Genomic DNA, 14,893 nt, shown 5'->3' with positions numbered 1-14,893 from the left:
TTATTTTTTTGTTAAATAGGCTTCAGCCACTTCTTGATCAGAGAAATGAAGTGTTTTATCCCCAAGGATCTGATAGTTTTCATGACCTTTACCGGCAATAACAATCACATCATTTTCAACTGCATTCTCAATGGTAAATCTGATGGCTTCTTCACGATCCGGAATCACACCAACATCTTCCATTCGACTAAAACCAGTAAGGATATCTGCTTCAATTTTATTTGGATCTTCTGTACGCGGATTATCTTGGGTTACGATCACTAAATCTGCAAACTGCTCAGCCGCTTTTGCCATCAGCGGACGCTTGCCCGCATCACGATCACCGCCACACCCAAAGATACACCAAAGTTTACCTTTACAGTGTTCACGCGCAGCATTTAATGCCTTTTCTAATGCGTCCGGAGTATGGGCATAATCAACGATAACTGTTGGCTTTCCTGCTTTTTTAATCAATTCCATTCTTCCATTTACCCCTTTTAGCTGTGAAACAGTACGGATAAGATCATTGAAAGAATAACCTAAAGCCAATAAAACGGCTGTGGCTAACAACAGATTACTCACGTTAAAAGCGCCAATTAATGGGCTATGTAATATGCCATTACCCCAACTTGAAGCAACATCAATTACAGCACCTTCGTGAGTAAAACGAATCTGTGTTGCATAAAGCCATTGTTTAGATGTTGGATGGAAATCTGGGTGACAGCTGACTGCGATACCATTTGGTAATTCACTTAACCATGCGGCTCCAATTGGATCGTCAGCATTAAGAATTTGTAATTCGGGCGCTAAATCAATGAAAAAGCGTTTTTTAGCTTCTGCATACTTTTCCATTGTTTCGTGATAATCCAAGTGATCACGACTTAAATTGGTAAAAATAGCAACTTTAAATTTGAGTGCTTCAACGCGATGTTGAACCAACCCATGTGAAGACACTTCGATAGAAGCAAAATCTGCCCCTTTCTCTACAAAATCAGCGAGGTTTTCTTGAACTTCAACGGCTGAACCTGTGGTGTTTTTTGCTTCTTTGACTTGACCTAATAAACCATTGCCAATGGTGCCCATGACAGCTGCTTTGTGGCCTAATAGCGTAGCCCATTGGGCTAATAATTGAGAAACCGTAGTTTTACCATTTGTTCCAGTGACACCAACTAACGTCAATTTTTCGGAAGGATTGTCATAAAATTGACCTGCCAATGCTGAAAGATTAGCTGATAAATGATTGAAATGAATCACTGGCACATTATTTTGCCATTGGATGTTCAAATGCTCGTTTTCTAAATCTGTCTCTAAAACGACCGCACTTGCACCAGAAGAAATAGCTTGAGGAACAAATTGACTCGCATCAAAACGATGCCCTTTTACTGCCACAAATAGATCTCCTTGAGTCACTTTGCGGCTATCTAACACCATCGCCTTCACATTAATGTCTGAAAGCACCGGAAGATCAAAAAGTGCGGTCAATTTTTTCATTGTTTTGCCTTTTCTTAATTCATTTTTTCAAGTTTTTGATCGCTTAAGCGAACAGTGCGTCTTGCTGTTTTTTCTGTTGGTTCTGCATCTGGCGCAATACCATTTGCGCGCAATGCATAGCCCATAATGCTTGAGAATACTGGCGCAGATACCGCACCACCATAGTACTGCCCTGCTTTCGGATCGTTGATCAAAATAACTAATGCATAACGTGGATCGCTAATTGGTGCAATACCCGCTGTAAATGCCACATATTTATTAACATAGTGACCATTTTCAATTTTACGTGCCGTACCTGTTTTCACACCAACACGATAACCTTCAACCATCGCACGTTTATTTTTGATCGCGACTTTTTCTAACATGCCCACTACGTCTTTCGTGATTTTCTCAGAGAATACACGTTGACCAATGACTGGTGGATCAACTTTCGTGATAGAAAGCGGACGATAAATCCCGAAGCTGCCTAAAGTGGCATAAGCACGTGCAATTTGTAATGGCGTTGAAGTAATACCATAACCATAAGCCACCGTTGCACGTTCGATATCGGCCCAACGTTTACGGTTTGCATTTAATACCCCACGTTGTTCACCGATTAAGCCTAACTCAGTATCTTTACCTAAGCCTGCATTTTGGTAGGTTTCCATTAATGCTGAAGGTGGCATACGTAACGCAAGGCGGCTCACACCACGGTTACTAGAGTTAATCAAAATCTCATCTAAGGTTTGTTGTGGGCGAGGTGCCACGTCGACAATTTCTTTACCACTTACGGTAAATGAACCCGTATTAATTACCTCATCACGTCTCACTGCGCCACGTTGAAGTGCGGTCAACACAACGAAAGGTTTTACGGTTGAACCAGGTTCAAAGGTATCGGTAATTGCACGGTTACGTTTTAACTCATCTTTTACATTAGCTAAGTTATTCGGATTGTAGGAAGGCGCGGTTGCCATGGCTAATACTTCACCCGTACGTACATCCACCAATACCGCAGTACCAGATTCAGCTTTGTTCTCAGTTACTGCTTTTTTGATTTCACGATACACCATGGATTGTAATTTTTCATCAATACTTAAGGTAACATCTTGTGCATCGTATTTTTTCTCATCGGCAATATGTTCAACCACATTACCACGTTTATCTTTACGAACAACACGCGCACCGTCTTTACCCACTAGCATTGAGTTAAAGCTTGCCTCAACCCCTTCAATCCCTTTACCATCAATGTTGGTAAAGCCGATTAATTGTGCCGCCTCTTCTACACGAGGATAAAAACGACGTGGTTCAGTTTCTAATGAAATACCTTTAATTTTGAGATCACGGATATAATTTGCCTTGCTCGCTTCTACTTGGCGCGCTAAATACAAGAAACCTGATTTGGCATTTTTCTCAATTTTTTTCACCAACTCGGCTGGCGTCATATTTAATTCATTTGCGAGAGCTTTAATACGTTCTTTATCATCTAATGCATTTTCTTTTAACATTAAACGAGGTTCAGCCACAATTGCACTCATCGGTACACTCACCGATAACAATTGGCCGTTACGATCTAAAATTGAACCACGAACAGAAAGGACGTCATCTTTACGTAATGAACGTTTGTCCGCTTCACCAGAAAGGGTTTCAGAATTAACTGATTGCACATAAGCAGCACGAGCCACTAATGCGCCTAATCCTAAGAAAATAAAACTTGTCGCAATAAGATAACGACCACGAAGGAAGCATTTCTCAAACACCATCTTCGGTTTATTTGGTTTTACTGACGCAGGTTGAGCCAATTTTCTAATTGTTTTCTTTGGCTTTCCTGGTTTCTTAGAGGAATTAAATCTAACCATTTTATTCAAAATCCCTATTCAAAAATAACTACTTCTTGTTCACTTTGAACACGTTGCATTTTTAATGTATCGATTGCAATGGATTCAACTCTTGTATTATCACTTTCGGTTGCTTCTTGTAATTGCAAATTGCGATATTCGTTTTCAAGGGCTTGGTGTTGTAATACCAACTGCCCGTTTTCAGAAATCAAGCCTCGTGTTTGATGGGTCATCCAAATTGTGCCCATTGCAGAAGCTAAAATTAATAAAAGTAGGACGACAATTAATTTATTAGAAGAAAAAATATCTTCAACGAGAATATGTTGTAAAGGATAACGTTCGCTATTATCTAACATCTTATTTCACCCTTTCCGCTATACGTAACACCGCGCTTCTTGAACGTGGATTCGCTGAAATTTCTGCCTCACTTGGCTGAATTGCCTTACCAATGATTTTTAATTTTTGATTACGTTGGATTTGATCTTCACGTAATGGTAAACCTCTCGGGATATCCTCACCTTTACTTTGTTTACGCATGAAATGTTTTACCATTCTGTCTTCAAGTGAATGGAAACTGATAATCGATAAACGCCCTTCTGGTGCCAACATATCTAATGCAGAATTTAATACACTTTCTAATTCATCTAATTCTGCATTAATATAAATTCGAATGGCTTGGAAACTACGCGTCGCTGGATGCTTATGTTTATCTTTAAACGGTACGGCTTGAGCAATTAATTCAGCGAGCTGAGAAGTACGACTTAAACATTCTGTGCCATTTTTAACCGCACTTTTATTAAATTCGACGATAGCAGTAGCAATTCGTTTTGCAAAACGCTCTTCACCAAAGGTTTTTAACACCCAAGTTAAATCATCAACAGATACCTGTTTTAGCCACTCTGCCGCTGATAAACCTTGTGTGGTATCCATGCGCATATCTAAGGGGCCATCTTTCATAAAACTGAACCCACGCTCGGCTTCATCAAGCTGTGGAGATGATACGCCTAAATCCAGCAAAATACCGTCAATTTTACCAACTAAATCGAGTTTTTGACAGATATCTGGAATGTGTGAAAAGCTATTATGTTCAATATGAAAACGAGGGTCTTGAATTTTTTCAGCTTCAGCAATCGCACGAGGATCACGATCAACGGCAATCAAACGACCATTTTCAGAAAGCTGAGAGAGAATTAGACGAGAATGACCACCACGACCAAAGGTCCCATCAATATAAATCCCATTTTCTTTCAACGCCAAACCATTCACCGCTTCGTGAAGCAAAACCGTGATATGTTCAGGTGCAGAAAAGGAATTTTGCGTAGTCATAAGTAAAAAGTAAAAGTTAAATCAAAATCGATAAAGAGAAGATAGAGCGGCGCAAGCACCGCTTATCCTGCTAGTGCTGCTGTTCTATAATGACAGCATTTTTAGTTCTTCAGAAGCACCGAATTCAGCACTTGAGCCAATTTCGATATCCTCATCAATTTGTGCGTACCATTCAGTATCGCTCCAAATTTCAAATTTGTTCAACTGCCCTACCAACATTAAGCCTTTTTCTAATTTTGCGTGTTGACGTAATGGACCACTTAATAAGATACGACCTTGCGCATCCATTTCACATTCTGTGGCATAACCGAGCATTACACGTTGTAAGCGGCGTTGATTTGGGTCAAAGTTGGAAAGTGAAAGTAGTTTTTGTTCGATTTTTTCCCATTCATCTAAAGGATAAAGTAATAAACAAGGCTGACGAATATCAACGGTACAAACCATTTGACCTTGGTTCTTTTCCATGATTTCAGCACGATAACGAGTAGGAATCGCTACACGACCCTTCGCATCTAAATTTACCGCTGCTGCACCACGAAACATTTCTCTACCTTTAAACGTCTATTTTTGGAAAAATTTGGCAGAATTTTCCACAAAATTCCACTTTTCACCACTTTGCGTAAGTTTATCGGTTGTAGCCTTAACTTGCAAGCAATTAAAACGTAAAGATTGGTAAATTTTGGCAATAAAATAAACAAAAAAACCGTTTAAGGTTTCCCTCAAACGGTTTTTCAATTTTTAACTCAATTTAATTAGTTATTTACATACGCTTCTTCATCACGATCACCTAATGGTTTAAGCTGTGTGAAGAATAATATCAAGCAAAGAACAGTTAAGCCTAAGCCGATATAAACAGATAATTGATAGTCTAAACCGAAACCGATTTTGTTGTATGCAAGATAAGTAAAACATACAGTACTGATAAATGCCGCAGGGATTGTACATACCCAGTGGAATTTATTATAACGGTATAAGTACGCTGCTGCAGTCCATAACATAACCATCGCAGTGGTTTGGTTTGCCCAAGTGAAGTAACGCCATAAGATAGAGAAATCCACTTTTGATACGATATAACCAACCACGAATAATGGTACAGCAATAATTAAACGTTTAGCTAAGGTTTTTTGTTCTAAATGGAAAAATTCTGCAATAACAAGTCGTGCTGCACGGAATGCTGTATCACCTGATGTAATAGGAAGAACAACCACACCTAATACTGCAAAAATACCACCAACAAGACCTAAGAAGTGGATTGAAGAATCATAAACCACTTTAGAAGGCGAACCCGCTTTAATCGCAGCTAACAAATCTGGTAAAGAATCATAGAAACTTAAACCAACTGCACACCATACTAATGCAATCACACCTTCACCGATCATGGCACCGTAGAAAATGAAACGCCCTTCTTTTTCGTTTTCAGTACAACGCGCCATTAGCGGGCTTTGTGTTGCGTGGAAACCAGATAATGCACCACAAGAGATAGTTAAGAACAAGAGTGGCCATAATGGTAAATCTGCACGGGTTTCAAAGTTTTGGAAGAATTTCTCAAAAGACATACCGTCCACAGAACGATAGAAAGAAATTGGATCTGCTGAGCTAAGATCTGCACTTACTAAACCATATACCATACCTACAGACATAAAGAGTAATAATGCACCGAAGAATGGGTAGATACGACCGATGATTTTATCAACTGGAAGTAATGTCGCAAGAATATAGTAAATGAAGATGATACCAGTCCAAACACTGATAACTGTCGCTTTATCCATACCCCAAACGGTAATACCACCTGCTTCTGCTACTTGATGGATTTCTTCTGCATTACTAATAGAGATGCTACCTGATGCAGCACCGAATACATCCATTGTAATCGTCCCCATTAACTGCGCTGGACTTGCAACGAATACCACACCTACTAATAATAAAAGTACAACAGCTAAGATATTAATAAATGCTTTAACCGGACGACCTAAGTATTTACCTGCAAGATTAGGCATAGATGCCCCGCCATTACGCACACTTAACATCCCGCAGAAATAATCGTGTACCGCACCAGCAAAGATACAACCCACTACAATCCAAAGCATTGCAACTGGTCCGTATAACGCACCAAGAATTGGACCAAAGATTGGACCTGTACCAGCAATGTTTAATAATTGAATTAACCAAATCTTAGTTTTAGACATTGGCATATAGTCAACGCCATCATTCATGGTATAAGCTGGCGTTTGACGGTTTGGATTGATCACAAAAATGCGCTCAATGACACGACTATAAATGAAATAACCTGCTAGCAATAACGCCACGCAGAAGAAAAACCACAACATAAAAAATACTCCTCAGGAATAAATGAATACCGAAATTTAGTCATATACTAGACTTCGTCGGCGGTATTCTAAGTGAAAATCATCAAAATCAAAATTTTAATTTTTATATTGTTTCAATTTTGTGATCCATGTCACGTTTATCATTACGTTTTTTTCACTTACAATATATTTATAAATTAAAATAATTAAAAAAGGATCATCAATGGCTCTCACCCGCTGCCCAGAATGTCGTAAAAAAATCAGCGAGTCCGCTCAATTTTGTCCAAATTGTGGGTTCTCTTTTAAAAAAGAAGATCTTGAAATTTACAAACAAAAACTCGAACAACGACGCCAACAAAATGCCGAAATTAATCGAAAAAGCACTAAGCTTCACCTTATTTGGTTGGCTATTTTTACTATCGTTATCTTATTGGCAAGTTGGCTAACTGGAGAATAAAAAGTGCGGTCAAAAAACAATCAGAATTTTGACCGCACTTTATCTTTATTGCTTAGCTACAGATTAATCTTTTATTTTATCTAACAATACGCTCACTACTTTCGGTACGCCCTTCCCTGCTTTTTCTTTTATTGCGATGACTTGTTTACGGACAAAGCCTGTATTGGGATTTGGATCGATCAAGTAAATTGGCGCTTTGCTTGGCGCTTCATTAACTAAGCCATTCGCAGGATACACTTGCAAAGAAGTACCAATCACTAACACGACATCTGCTTGTTCTACGATATCAATTGCTCGCGCTAACATCGGCACCATTTCACCGAAAAAAACAATATATGGACGCATTGGATGCCCATTTGGATCTTTATCTTCCAATTTCTGATCACCAAAACAATCTACGATATAGCTTTCATCAAAGCTACTGCGAGCTTTATTTAATTCTCCATGTAAATGTAAAACATTTGAGCTTCCTGCGCGTTCATGTAAATCATCCACATTTTGCGTGATAATTCTCACATCATAGGCTTTTTCTAATTCAACTAGTGCGAGATGTGCAGCATTTGGCTTAGCTACAGCCGCATTTTTTCGTCGTTGGTTATAGAAATCTAATACTTTCGCACGATTCTTTTGCAAGGCTTCAGGCGTACAAACCTCTTCGACTTTATGCCCTGCCCATAAACCATCTTCCGCTCTAAATGTGGGAATACCACTTTCGGCACTAATTCCTGCGCCTGTTAATACGACACAAATAGGTTTCATAATACCCTCCTCAGTACTTTATATTATAATCCTGAAAAACAGATTCACTTCGAATTTATAATAAAAAATCGGGCAATTTTTAAACTGCCCGATTTGTTGCTATTTTTGACCGCACTTTATGCTTTTGCGGTATCAATACGTTCAAATGCTAACACTTTATTTTCTAACTGACGAAGTAATAAAGTGGCAATGCCGGTAATGATGAGATAAATTCCACCTGCGATACCGTAGATAGTGAGTGCATCATATTCGGTACCGTAAAGTTGGCGTGCATATCCCATGATATCCATGATCGTAATAGTAGAAGCTAATGCTGTACCTTTAAATACTAAGATAATTTCATTGGTATAAGAAGGAAGCGCACGTTTTAATGCATAAGGAATTAGGATTTTTAACGTCTGCATACGACTTAACCCTAATGCCGCACAGCTTTCCCATTGACCTTTAGAGATCGCTTTGACTGCTCCATGGAATAATTGGGTTGAATAAGCGGCACTATTCAATGCTAAAGCTAATGCTGCACAGAACCATGCGTTGGAGAATAATCCCCATAATGGGCTGTCCACCAACCATTGGAATTGTCCTGGACCTGCATAAATTAAGAAAAATTGCACTAAAAGTGGGGTACCTGTAAATAAAACAAGGAACAAATTGACCGCACTTTTCACCAATTTATTGCCGATAGAAAGCAAGAAGGTTAAACCCAATGCTAAGAAAAAGGCAATAAACAAAGACACAACTGTAAGCAACAGGCTAGTCGGAATGCCTTGAGCAATCACTGCTAAATACTCTTGAAACATTATTCGACTCCCCGTTCAAATCGAGTGAAACGTAATTCTAATTTGCGAATACCCGCTTGGCTGATCAACGTAATCACTAAATAAATTAATGCTGCAATGCCATACCAAGTGAAAGGCTCATGGGTGTTTGTATTGATATATCCAGCCTGACGCATTAAATCATCGACACCGATTAATGACACCAATGCCGTATCTTTTAATAACACGAGCCATTGATTGCTTAAGCCTGGTAAAGCATGTCGCCATACTTGTGGCATAATCAAATTAATGAAGGTATAAGGACGGCTTAACCCTAAAGCTGCACCTGATTCCCACTGTCCTTTTGGAATGGCTTGAATCGCACCACGTAAGGTTTGTGAAGCATAAGAGGCAAAAATCAAAGACAATGCAAATACACCACAACCAAAGGCGCTGAATTCGATATACTCACCCGTTAGCATTTCTACCACTTGGGTTGAACCAAAATAAATCAGTAGAACCACTAAAATTTCGGGTAAACCACGCAATAAAGCGATCACAACAGAAGCTGGTTTTGCAATAAAGACATATTTATTTGCTTCTAAAGCCGTAAAAATAATACTGAGCAATAAACCGACAATTAACGAGCAAATAGCAAGCCCTAAGGTCATTAGGGCTGCATGTCCAATTAATGTAAGATAATCATAAAACATAGATTATTTTGTCATCCATTTGTCATAGATTTTTTGGTATTCACCATTTGCTTTCACAGTTTCTAAACCTTTATTTAAGCTTTCTAGCAATTCTTTGCTTGATTTATTCACCGCGATACCTAAACCATTACCGAAATATTTTTTGTTAGTCACTTTCTCGCCAACAAATTGAATTTCAGGCTCTTTAGAAATCATATCAGACAATACGGCTGTATCACCGAAGATGATATCAATACGGCCATTTTTTAAGTCTAAGATCGCATCTTGTAAGCTTGCATAAGATTTTGCATTATATTGTTTGGTTTCTGCTGCGGTATATTGTTGGAATGTTGTTCCGTTTTGAACACCAATTGTTTTTGCCGAAGCTAAATCTGCTTTGCCTTTTAAAGCAACATAACTTGCTGTGCTGTCATAATACGCATTAGAAAATGAAACTTGTTTTGCGCGCGCTTCAGTAATATCCATTGCAGAAATCGCTGCATCAAAACGTTTTGCTTTCAAGCTTGGAATCAAGGCATCAAAAGCTTGGCTTTTGAAGTGACAAGTTGCTTGGATTTCCTTACAAATTGCATTCGCCACATCAACATCAAAACCAATGATTTCGCCTTTTTCATTTGTTGTTTCAAATGGTGGATAGCTCGGCTCCATCGCAAAAGTGATTTCTTGTGCATTCGCAGCAAAAGCTGCCCCCATTAACATTGCGCTTAAAAGTAATTTTTTCATGTTGTGTTTCCTTATTCTGAGTGTGAAAGATATTGTTTAAATTGTTCGGTTTTTGGATTATCAAAGCAATCTGCACTGCCCATTTCAATAATCTTACCTTGTTCCATATAGACGACCTTAGTCGCCACTTTTTGTGCTACGTTCACTTCGTGGGTCACAATCACCTGAGTAATACCGGTTTGTTGAAGTTCTTTAATGATATCAACCACTTGAGCTGTAATCTCAGGATCCAGTGCTGCCGTTGGTTCATCAAACAACAACACTTGTGGTTTCATCATTAATGCTCGAGCAATAGCAACACGTTGTTGCTGACCGCCTGATAAATGAAGAGGAAAACGATCGGCATGCTCTTCCAAACGTAAACGCTTTAAAAGTTCTAATGCATCTTTTTTCGCTTCTTCTTCGCTAATGCCTAATACTTTTTGGGGCGCTTCAATCAGGTTTTCAATTACCGTTAAATGCGGCCAAAGATTGTATTGTTGAAATACCATGCCGACATCTTGACGAAGTTGACGAATGGCTTTCGGATTATTATTCGCTTTAGATAAATCAAAATGATTATTCGCAATATGCAATTCGCCAGAGGTCGGCACTTCTAATAAATTTAATGTACGTATTAACGTACTTTTTCCTGCGCCACTTGGTCCGAGTAACACCACGGTATCGCCTTCTTGTGCATCAAGATTGATATCAAACAATGCCTGTGATGAACCATAAAAGAAATTCAAATTTTTAACACTAATCGCCATACTAAGTTTACTGCTATCCTCTCTTGATTCTTAAGAATGAATAAATATTACTTTTTAATGATTAATTATGCAAGTGTTTTGATAAAAAAATCCCAAAAAAGTTTTTGGGATCTTTAAATCATTGAATTTTAAACCGCACTTATCGCGAATTAGGCCTCTTTCGCCATCTCAAATTCAACTAACATCATCAAAATATGAATCACTTTGATGTGGATTTCTTGAATACGATCTGCATAACCGAAGTGTGGCACACGAATTTCAACATCCGCTAAGCCTGCCATTTTACCGCCATCTTTACCAGTCATCGCAATCACTTTCATGCCTTTTGCTTTCGCGGCTTCGATCGCATTTAAGATATTTTTAGAATTCCCAGAGGTCGATAATCCAAATAAAACATCGCCTTCTTTACCCACTGCTTCAACAAAGCGAGAGAATACATATTCATAACCAAAGTCATTACTTACACAGCTTAAATGACTTACATCTGAAATCGCAATCGCAGGATAACCCGGGCGGTTTTCACGATAACGACCAGTGAGTTCTTCTGCAAAGTGCATGGCATCACAGTGAGAACCACCATTACCGCAAGATAATACTTTACCGCCATTTTTAAAACTTTCTGCTAATAATTTAGCCGCTTTTTCAATGAGTTTGATGTTGTTATCATCTGAAACAAACTTATTTAATACGTCTTGCGCTTCCACAAGCTCAGCTTTAATTTGATCAAAATACATTTTATTCTCCTTAAAAATTAAAATTCGAAATAGCGTTGGCATTGTATAGCGTTCATTTCAAATAATCTAGCGCTCTTTTTATCACTCCCTTTTTCAGCTTACGTATCATTATTTTGCGATATCTATCGCAAATCCAGCTAAAAACACTGTAAAAAATGACCGCACTTTTTAAACTCAATAAATTTAAAAAGGAGAGATTATGCGAGCGATTTACTTATTACTTTACCTTCTATTCAACCAAATAACTTGGGCGAACGAGCGTGATTTAATGCTATTAGGCACTTATGAAAACCAAGATATTCAAGGTTGGGTAATGTCTGAAAAATTGGATGGGATACGAGGTTATTGGGATGGCAAAACATTATTAAGTCGTCAAGGGCTGCCCTTGCCCGCACCGACCTATTTTACTGCTCAATTTCCGCCTTTTGCCATTGATGGTGAGCTTTTTAATGAACGTAATCAATTTGAAGAAATTGCTTCTATCACAAAATCCTTTAAAGGTGATAATTGGGCAAAATTAACACTTTATGTTTTTGATGTGCCTAATGCATCAGGAAACCTTTTTGAACGTCTCAAAACCTTAGAAGATTATTTGAAAGATCACCCTACGCCTTATATCAAGATTATTCCGCAAATTCCGATACGAGATAAAACACATTTATTCGAGTATTTGCATGAAATTGAAGGGAAAAAAGGTGAAGGGATTGTATTACGTAATCCTCATGCGCCTTACGAAAGAAAACGCAGTACACAAATTTTAAAGTTAAAAAGCACTTATGATGAAGAATGTACCGTGATAGCACATCACAAAGGGAAAGGACAATTTGAGAATATACTCGGATCGCTCACCTGTGAAAATCATCATGGAAAATTCAAAATCGGTTCAGGATTTAATCTGAGTGAGCGCGAAAATCCACCGCCTATTGGTAGCACGATTACCTACAAATATCGTGGATTAACTAATTCTGGAAAACCTCGTTTTGCCACTTATTGGCGAGAGAAAAAATAAGAGCGGTCAAAAACATCACTATTTTTGACCGCTCTTTATGTTTAATAACTCAATTATAGGTGTTGATTAATAAACGCCGCTAATTGATTTTTTGGTAATGCACCCACTTGTGTTGCAACAAGTTGGCCATTTTTGAAAAGTAGTAAAGTTGGGATACTACGTACACCAAATTGACCTGCCACTAATTGGTTGTCATCTACGTTGATTTTAACGATTTTTGCTTTACCTGCGAATTCAGGTGCGATTTCATCTAAAATAGGCGCAATCATTTTGCAAGGGCCACACCATGGTGCCCAGAAATCTACTAATACAGGGATATCAGATTGCACAACAGTAGTTTCAAAATCTGCATCATTAATATGTAATACTTCGCTCATTTTTGTTTCCTTATTTAATAAGGTGCTGACGAATCAACACCTAACGTTAATTAATGTTGTGCATAATAACACAAGGTATATTGGATTGCACAGATTAGTCCGATTGATAAAAACTAATTACTTAAGCTGTGCAAATGCCTGTAATAAATCGGCTTTAATGTCTTCTACATCTTCTAAACCAACAGAAAAACGCAATAATGTGTTTGTAATACCACGAGCGACGCGTTCTGCTTCTGGAATATCCATATGGGTTTGGGTTGCAGGATAGGTAATAAAACTTTCTGTACCGCCTAAGCTTTCCGCAAAGGTAATCAATTTGATTGATTTTAAGAACGTATTTACCCAATTTTCATCTTTCAAACGGAAAGACAGCATACCGCCTTTGTTTGGATATAACACACTATCAATTTGTGGCTGTTCGCGTAAGAATTCCGCAATCGCCTTCGCATTATCTTGATGGCGTTTCATACGTAATGAAAGGGTTTTCATTCCACGCACGGTTAACCAAGAATCAAACGGTGAAAGTACGGCACCTGCACCATTTTGAATATAGGCGATACGATCACAAAGCGCTTGTCCTTTTGCAATAATCAAGCCAACTAAACTATCATTGTGACCTGCAATATATTTTGTGCCACTGTGGATTACAATATCCGCGCCTAAATCTAATGGACGAGATAGCACAGGAGTTAAGAAAGTATTGTCTACAATCATTAACAAGTTGTGTTTTTTCGCTAATTTTGAAATTTCTACCACATCACACTCTTCCATTAATGGATTTGATGGGGTTTCAATAAAAATCGCTTTTGTATTCGCTGTAATCGCAGCTTCAATTTCAGCTAAAGAAGCAGTATTCACATAAACAGGTTTTACGCTGTTGTTATTTTTATAGGCAAAATCCAATAGGCGATAGGTTCCACCATATACATCACTTGACACAATCCATTCATCTGGGCCTTTAAATAAATTCATCAGCACTTGAATTGCCGCCATGCCGGAGGAAAAGGCAAAACCACGATCACCATTTTCTAATTTTGCTACGGTATCTTCCAAAACACTACGCGTTGGGTTTTTCGTGCGCGTATAATCGAATCCGGTGCTTTCACCAATCCCGTGGTGGCCATAAGCCGTTGAAAGATAAATCGGCGTAGAAACCGCACCAGTGCGCTCATCACTGCGATTTCCCGCTTGGGCTAATAATGTATCAATAGAATATTGTTGTGTCATAATTTACCTCTAAAACATGCAAAAATTTGACCGCGCTTTTCTTGATTTAATGGCGAACAAAACGCTCCAATTTTGTCACAAACCCAATCACGATAAAAGTAGAAATTGAAAACTAAGCTAAAATTATATTCTTGTGTCAAATTTTGCTGTAATTTCAACCGAAACGAAGATTTTTTCAACATTTGAATTTTTTTTTCATATCTTCGATTGACAGAGTTTAAAATTTCCGTAAAATTCACCGCACTAACAGCGTATGCGGGAATAGCTCAGTTGGTAGAGCACGACCTTGCCAAGGTCGGGGTCGCGAGTTCGAGCCTCGTTTCCCGCTCCAAACTAACGGCGTGTTAGCAAAGCGGTTATGCACTGGATTGCAAATCCATGTAGCTCGGTTCGACTCCGGGACACGCCTCCATAACCACGCAGTTAGTTAATCACTCGATGCCCGAGTGGTGGAATCGGTAGACACAAGGG

16 protein-coding genes and 2 tRNA genes are annotated in these 14,893 nt (G+C 38.6%); 4 read left to right on the top strand and 14 right to left on the bottom strand.

Annotation, left to right across the window (positions count from 1 at the left end; translation table 11 throughout):
- From murE to HMPREF3020_RS04875, 6 genes are all read right to left on the bottom strand, one after another.
- Positions 1 to 1,470: a UDP-N-acetylmuramoyl-L-alanyl-D-glutamate--2,6-diaminopimelate ligase gene (gene murE, locus HMPREF3020_RS04900; RefSeq protein ID WP_070775732.1), complete on the bottom strand. Its 1,470-nt coding sequence runs from the start codon at positions 1,468 to 1,470 to the stop codon at positions 1 to 3.
- 14 nt (positions 1,471 to 1,484) lie between these two features.
- The gene (locus HMPREF3020_RS04895) at positions 1,485 to 3,305 is read right to left on the bottom strand and encodes a penicillin-binding transpeptidase domain-containing protein (RefSeq protein ID WP_049384419.1); all 1,821 of its coding nucleotides are present in this window, start codon (positions 3,303 to 3,305) and stop codon (positions 1,485 to 1,487) included.
- 14 nt (positions 3,306 to 3,319) lie between these two features.
- Positions 3,320 to 3,640 carry a cell division protein FtsL gene (gene ftsL / locus HMPREF3020_RS04890; protein WP_070775731.1) on the bottom strand — a complete coding sequence of 107 codons (321 nt, stop codon included), beginning with the start codon at positions 3,638 to 3,640 and terminating at the stop codon, positions 3,320 to 3,322.
- 1 nt (position 3,641) lies between these two features.
- Positions 3,642 to 4,610 carry a 16S rRNA (cytosine(1402)-N(4))-methyltransferase RsmH gene (rsmH, locus tag HMPREF3020_RS04885; RefSeq protein ID WP_070775730.1) on the bottom strand — a complete coding sequence of 323 codons (969 nt, stop codon included), beginning with the start codon at positions 4,608 to 4,610 and terminating at the stop codon, positions 3,642 to 3,644.
- A gap of 84 nt (positions 4,611 to 4,694) precedes the next feature.
- On the bottom strand, positions 4,695 to 5,153 hold the full coding sequence (mraZ, locus tag HMPREF3020_RS04880) for a division/cell wall cluster transcriptional repressor MraZ (RefSeq protein WP_005696540.1): 459 nt from the start codon (positions 5,151 to 5,153) through the stop codon (positions 4,695 to 4,697).
- A gap of 209 nt (positions 5,154 to 5,362) precedes the next feature.
- Positions 5,363 to 6,937 (bottom strand): carbon starvation CstA family protein, encoded by a 1,575-nt coding sequence (locus tag HMPREF3020_RS04875; protein ID WP_070775729.1) that lies wholly within the window; start codon positions 6,935 to 6,937, stop codon positions 5,363 to 5,365.
- A 202-nt stretch (positions 6,938 to 7,139) separates the two neighbouring features.
- On the opposite strand from HMPREF3020_RS04875, the gene HMPREF3020_RS04870 reads away from it, so the two are divergent.
- Entirely contained in the window at positions 7,140 to 7,373 is a 234-nt protein-coding gene (locus HMPREF3020_RS04870; protein ID WP_049384422.1) for a zinc ribbon domain-containing protein, read from the top strand.
- 63 nt (positions 7,374 to 7,436) lie between these two features.
- Here the strand turns inward: HMPREF3020_RS04870 and HMPREF3020_RS04865 are convergent, their stop codons facing one another.
- The 6 genes from HMPREF3020_RS04865 to lpcA form a co-directional block, all read right to left on the bottom strand.
- The gene (locus HMPREF3020_RS04865; protein ID WP_070775728.1) at positions 7,437 to 8,132 is read right to left on the bottom strand and encodes an SIR2 family NAD-dependent protein deacylase; all 696 of its coding nucleotides are present in this window, start codon (positions 8,130 to 8,132) and stop codon (positions 7,437 to 7,439) included.
- A 116-nt stretch (positions 8,133 to 8,248) separates the two neighbouring features.
- Positions 8,249 to 8,932: an arginine ABC transporter permease ArtM gene (gene artM, locus HMPREF3020_RS04860; RefSeq protein ID WP_054418188.1), complete on the bottom strand. Its 684-nt coding sequence runs from the start codon at positions 8,930 to 8,932 to the stop codon at positions 8,249 to 8,251.
- Positions 8,932 to 9,603 (bottom strand): arginine ABC transporter permease ArtQ, encoded by a 672-nt coding sequence (gene artQ / locus HMPREF3020_RS04855; RefSeq protein WP_065244297.1) that lies wholly within the window; start codon positions 9,601 to 9,603, stop codon positions 8,932 to 8,934. Before artQ ends, artM begins: the two co-directional genes overlap by 1 nt.
- A gap of 3 nt (positions 9,604 to 9,606) precedes the next feature.
- Positions 9,607 to 10,326: a lysine/arginine/ornithine ABC transporter substrate-binding protein gene (locus tag HMPREF3020_RS04850; RefSeq protein ID WP_070775727.1), complete on the bottom strand. Its 720-nt coding sequence runs from the start codon at positions 10,324 to 10,326 to the stop codon at positions 9,607 to 9,609.
- 11 nt (positions 10,327 to 10,337) lie between these two features.
- Positions 10,338 to 11,075, bottom strand: coding sequence for an arginine ABC transporter ATP-binding protein ArtP (gene artP, locus HMPREF3020_RS04845; protein WP_070775726.1), 738 nt, complete (start codon positions 11,073 to 11,075; stop codon positions 10,338 to 10,340).
- A 149-nt stretch (positions 11,076 to 11,224) separates the two neighbouring features.
- Entirely contained in the window at positions 11,225 to 11,809 is a 585-nt protein-coding gene (lpcA, locus tag HMPREF3020_RS04840) for a D-sedoheptulose 7-phosphate isomerase (RefSeq protein WP_014065007.1), read from the bottom strand.
- 199 nt (positions 11,810 to 12,008) lie between these two features.
- On the opposite strand from lpcA, the gene HMPREF3020_RS04835 reads away from it, so the two are divergent.
- Positions 12,009 to 12,818: a DNA ligase gene (locus tag HMPREF3020_RS04835; RefSeq protein ID WP_070775725.1), complete on the top strand. Its 810-nt coding sequence runs from the start codon at positions 12,009 to 12,011 to the stop codon at positions 12,816 to 12,818.
- Positions 12,819 to 12,871: 53 nt separating this feature from the next.
- Here the strand turns inward: HMPREF3020_RS04835 and trxA are convergent, their stop codons facing one another.
- Complete coding sequence (trxA, locus tag HMPREF3020_RS04830; protein ID WP_005696559.1) at positions 12,872 to 13,195, bottom strand: thioredoxin; 324 nt, start codon at positions 13,193 to 13,195, stop codon at positions 12,872 to 12,874.
- Positions 13,196 to 13,312: 117 nt separating this feature from the next.
- Positions 13,313 to 14,422 carry a methionine biosynthesis PLP-dependent protein gene (locus HMPREF3020_RS04825; RefSeq protein WP_049384427.1) on the bottom strand — a complete coding sequence of 370 codons (1,110 nt, stop codon included), beginning with the start codon at positions 14,420 to 14,422 and terminating at the stop codon, positions 13,313 to 13,315.
- Between the two features lie 255 nt (positions 14,423 to 14,677).
- Between HMPREF3020_RS04825 and HMPREF3020_RS04815 the strand changes: the two genes are divergently transcribed.
- A tRNA-Gly gene (locus tag HMPREF3020_RS04815) sits at positions 14,678 to 14,753 on the top strand.
- A gap of 7 nt (positions 14,754 to 14,760) precedes the next feature.
- Positions 14,761 to 14,834, top strand: a tRNA-Cys gene (locus HMPREF3020_RS04810).
- Positions 14,835 to 14,893: the final 59 nt, after the last annotated feature.

Source organism: Haemophilus sp. HMSC068C11 (assembly GCF_001815355.1).
Lineage (GTDB): Bacteria > Pseudomonadota > Gammaproteobacteria > Enterobacterales > Pasteurellaceae > Haemophilus_D.
This window is presented reverse-complemented; position numbering and strand designations above follow the sequence as displayed.

What these genes read in the sequence shown, in the direction of transcription:
- HMPREF3020_RS04850 (WP_070775727.1), bottom strand. Translation starts at nt 10,326, where the DNA reads ATGAAAAAATTACTTTTAAGCGCAATGTTAATGGGGGCAGCTTTTGCT.
- ftsL (WP_070775731.1), bottom strand. Translation starts at nt 3,640, where the DNA reads ATGTTAGATAATAGCGAACGTTATCCTTTACAACATATTCTCGTTGAA.
- artP (WP_070775726.1), bottom strand. Translation starts at nt 11,075, where the DNA reads ATGGCGATTAGTGTTAAAAATTTGAATTTCTTTTATGGTTCATCACAG.
- artQ (WP_065244297.1), bottom strand. Translation starts at nt 9,603, where the DNA reads ATGTTTTATGATTATCTTACATTAATTGGACATGCAGCCCTAATGACC.
- artM (WP_054418188.1), bottom strand. Translation starts at nt 8,932, where the DNA reads ATGTTTCAAGAGTATTTAGCAGTGATTGCTCAAGGCATTCCGACTAGC.
- HMPREF3020_RS04835 (WP_070775725.1), top strand. Translation starts at nt 12,009, where the DNA reads ATGCGAGCGATTTACTTATTACTTTACCTTCTATTCAACCAAATAACT.
- mraZ (WP_005696540.1), bottom strand. Translation starts at nt 5,153, where the DNA reads ATGTTTCGTGGTGCAGCAGCGGTAAATTTAGATGCGAAGGGTCGTGTA.
- HMPREF3020_RS04870 (WP_049384422.1), top strand. Translation starts at nt 7,140, where the DNA reads ATGGCTCTCACCCGCTGCCCAGAATGTCGTAAAAAAATCAGCGAGTCC.
- HMPREF3020_RS04825 (WP_049384427.1), bottom strand. Translation starts at nt 14,422, where the DNA reads ATGACACAACAATATTCTATTGATACATTATTAGCCCAAGCGGGAAAT.
- murE (WP_070775732.1), bottom strand. Translation starts at nt 1,470, where the DNA reads ATGAAAAAATTGACCGCACTTTTTGATCTTCCGGTGCTTTCAGACATT.
- HMPREF3020_RS04875 (WP_070775729.1), bottom strand. Translation starts at nt 6,937, where the DNA reads ATGTTGTGGTTTTTCTTCTGCGTGGCGTTATTGCTAGCAGGTTATTTC.
- lpcA (WP_014065007.1), bottom strand. Translation starts at nt 11,809, where the DNA reads ATGTATTTTGATCAAATTAAAGCTGAGCTTGTGGAAGCGCAAGACGTA.
- rsmH (WP_070775730.1), bottom strand. Translation starts at nt 4,610, where the DNA reads ATGACTACGCAAAATTCCTTTTCTGCACCTGAACATATCACGGTTTTG.
- HMPREF3020_RS04895 (WP_049384419.1), bottom strand. Translation starts at nt 3,305, where the DNA reads ATGGTTAGATTTAATTCCTCTAAGAAACCAGGAAAGCCAAAGAAAACA.
- trxA (WP_005696559.1), bottom strand. Translation starts at nt 13,195, where the DNA reads ATGAGCGAAGTATTACATATTAATGATGCAGATTTTGAAACTACTGTT.
- HMPREF3020_RS04865 (WP_070775728.1), bottom strand. Translation starts at nt 8,132, where the DNA reads ATGAAACCTATTTGTGTCGTATTAACAGGCGCAGGAATTAGTGCCGAA.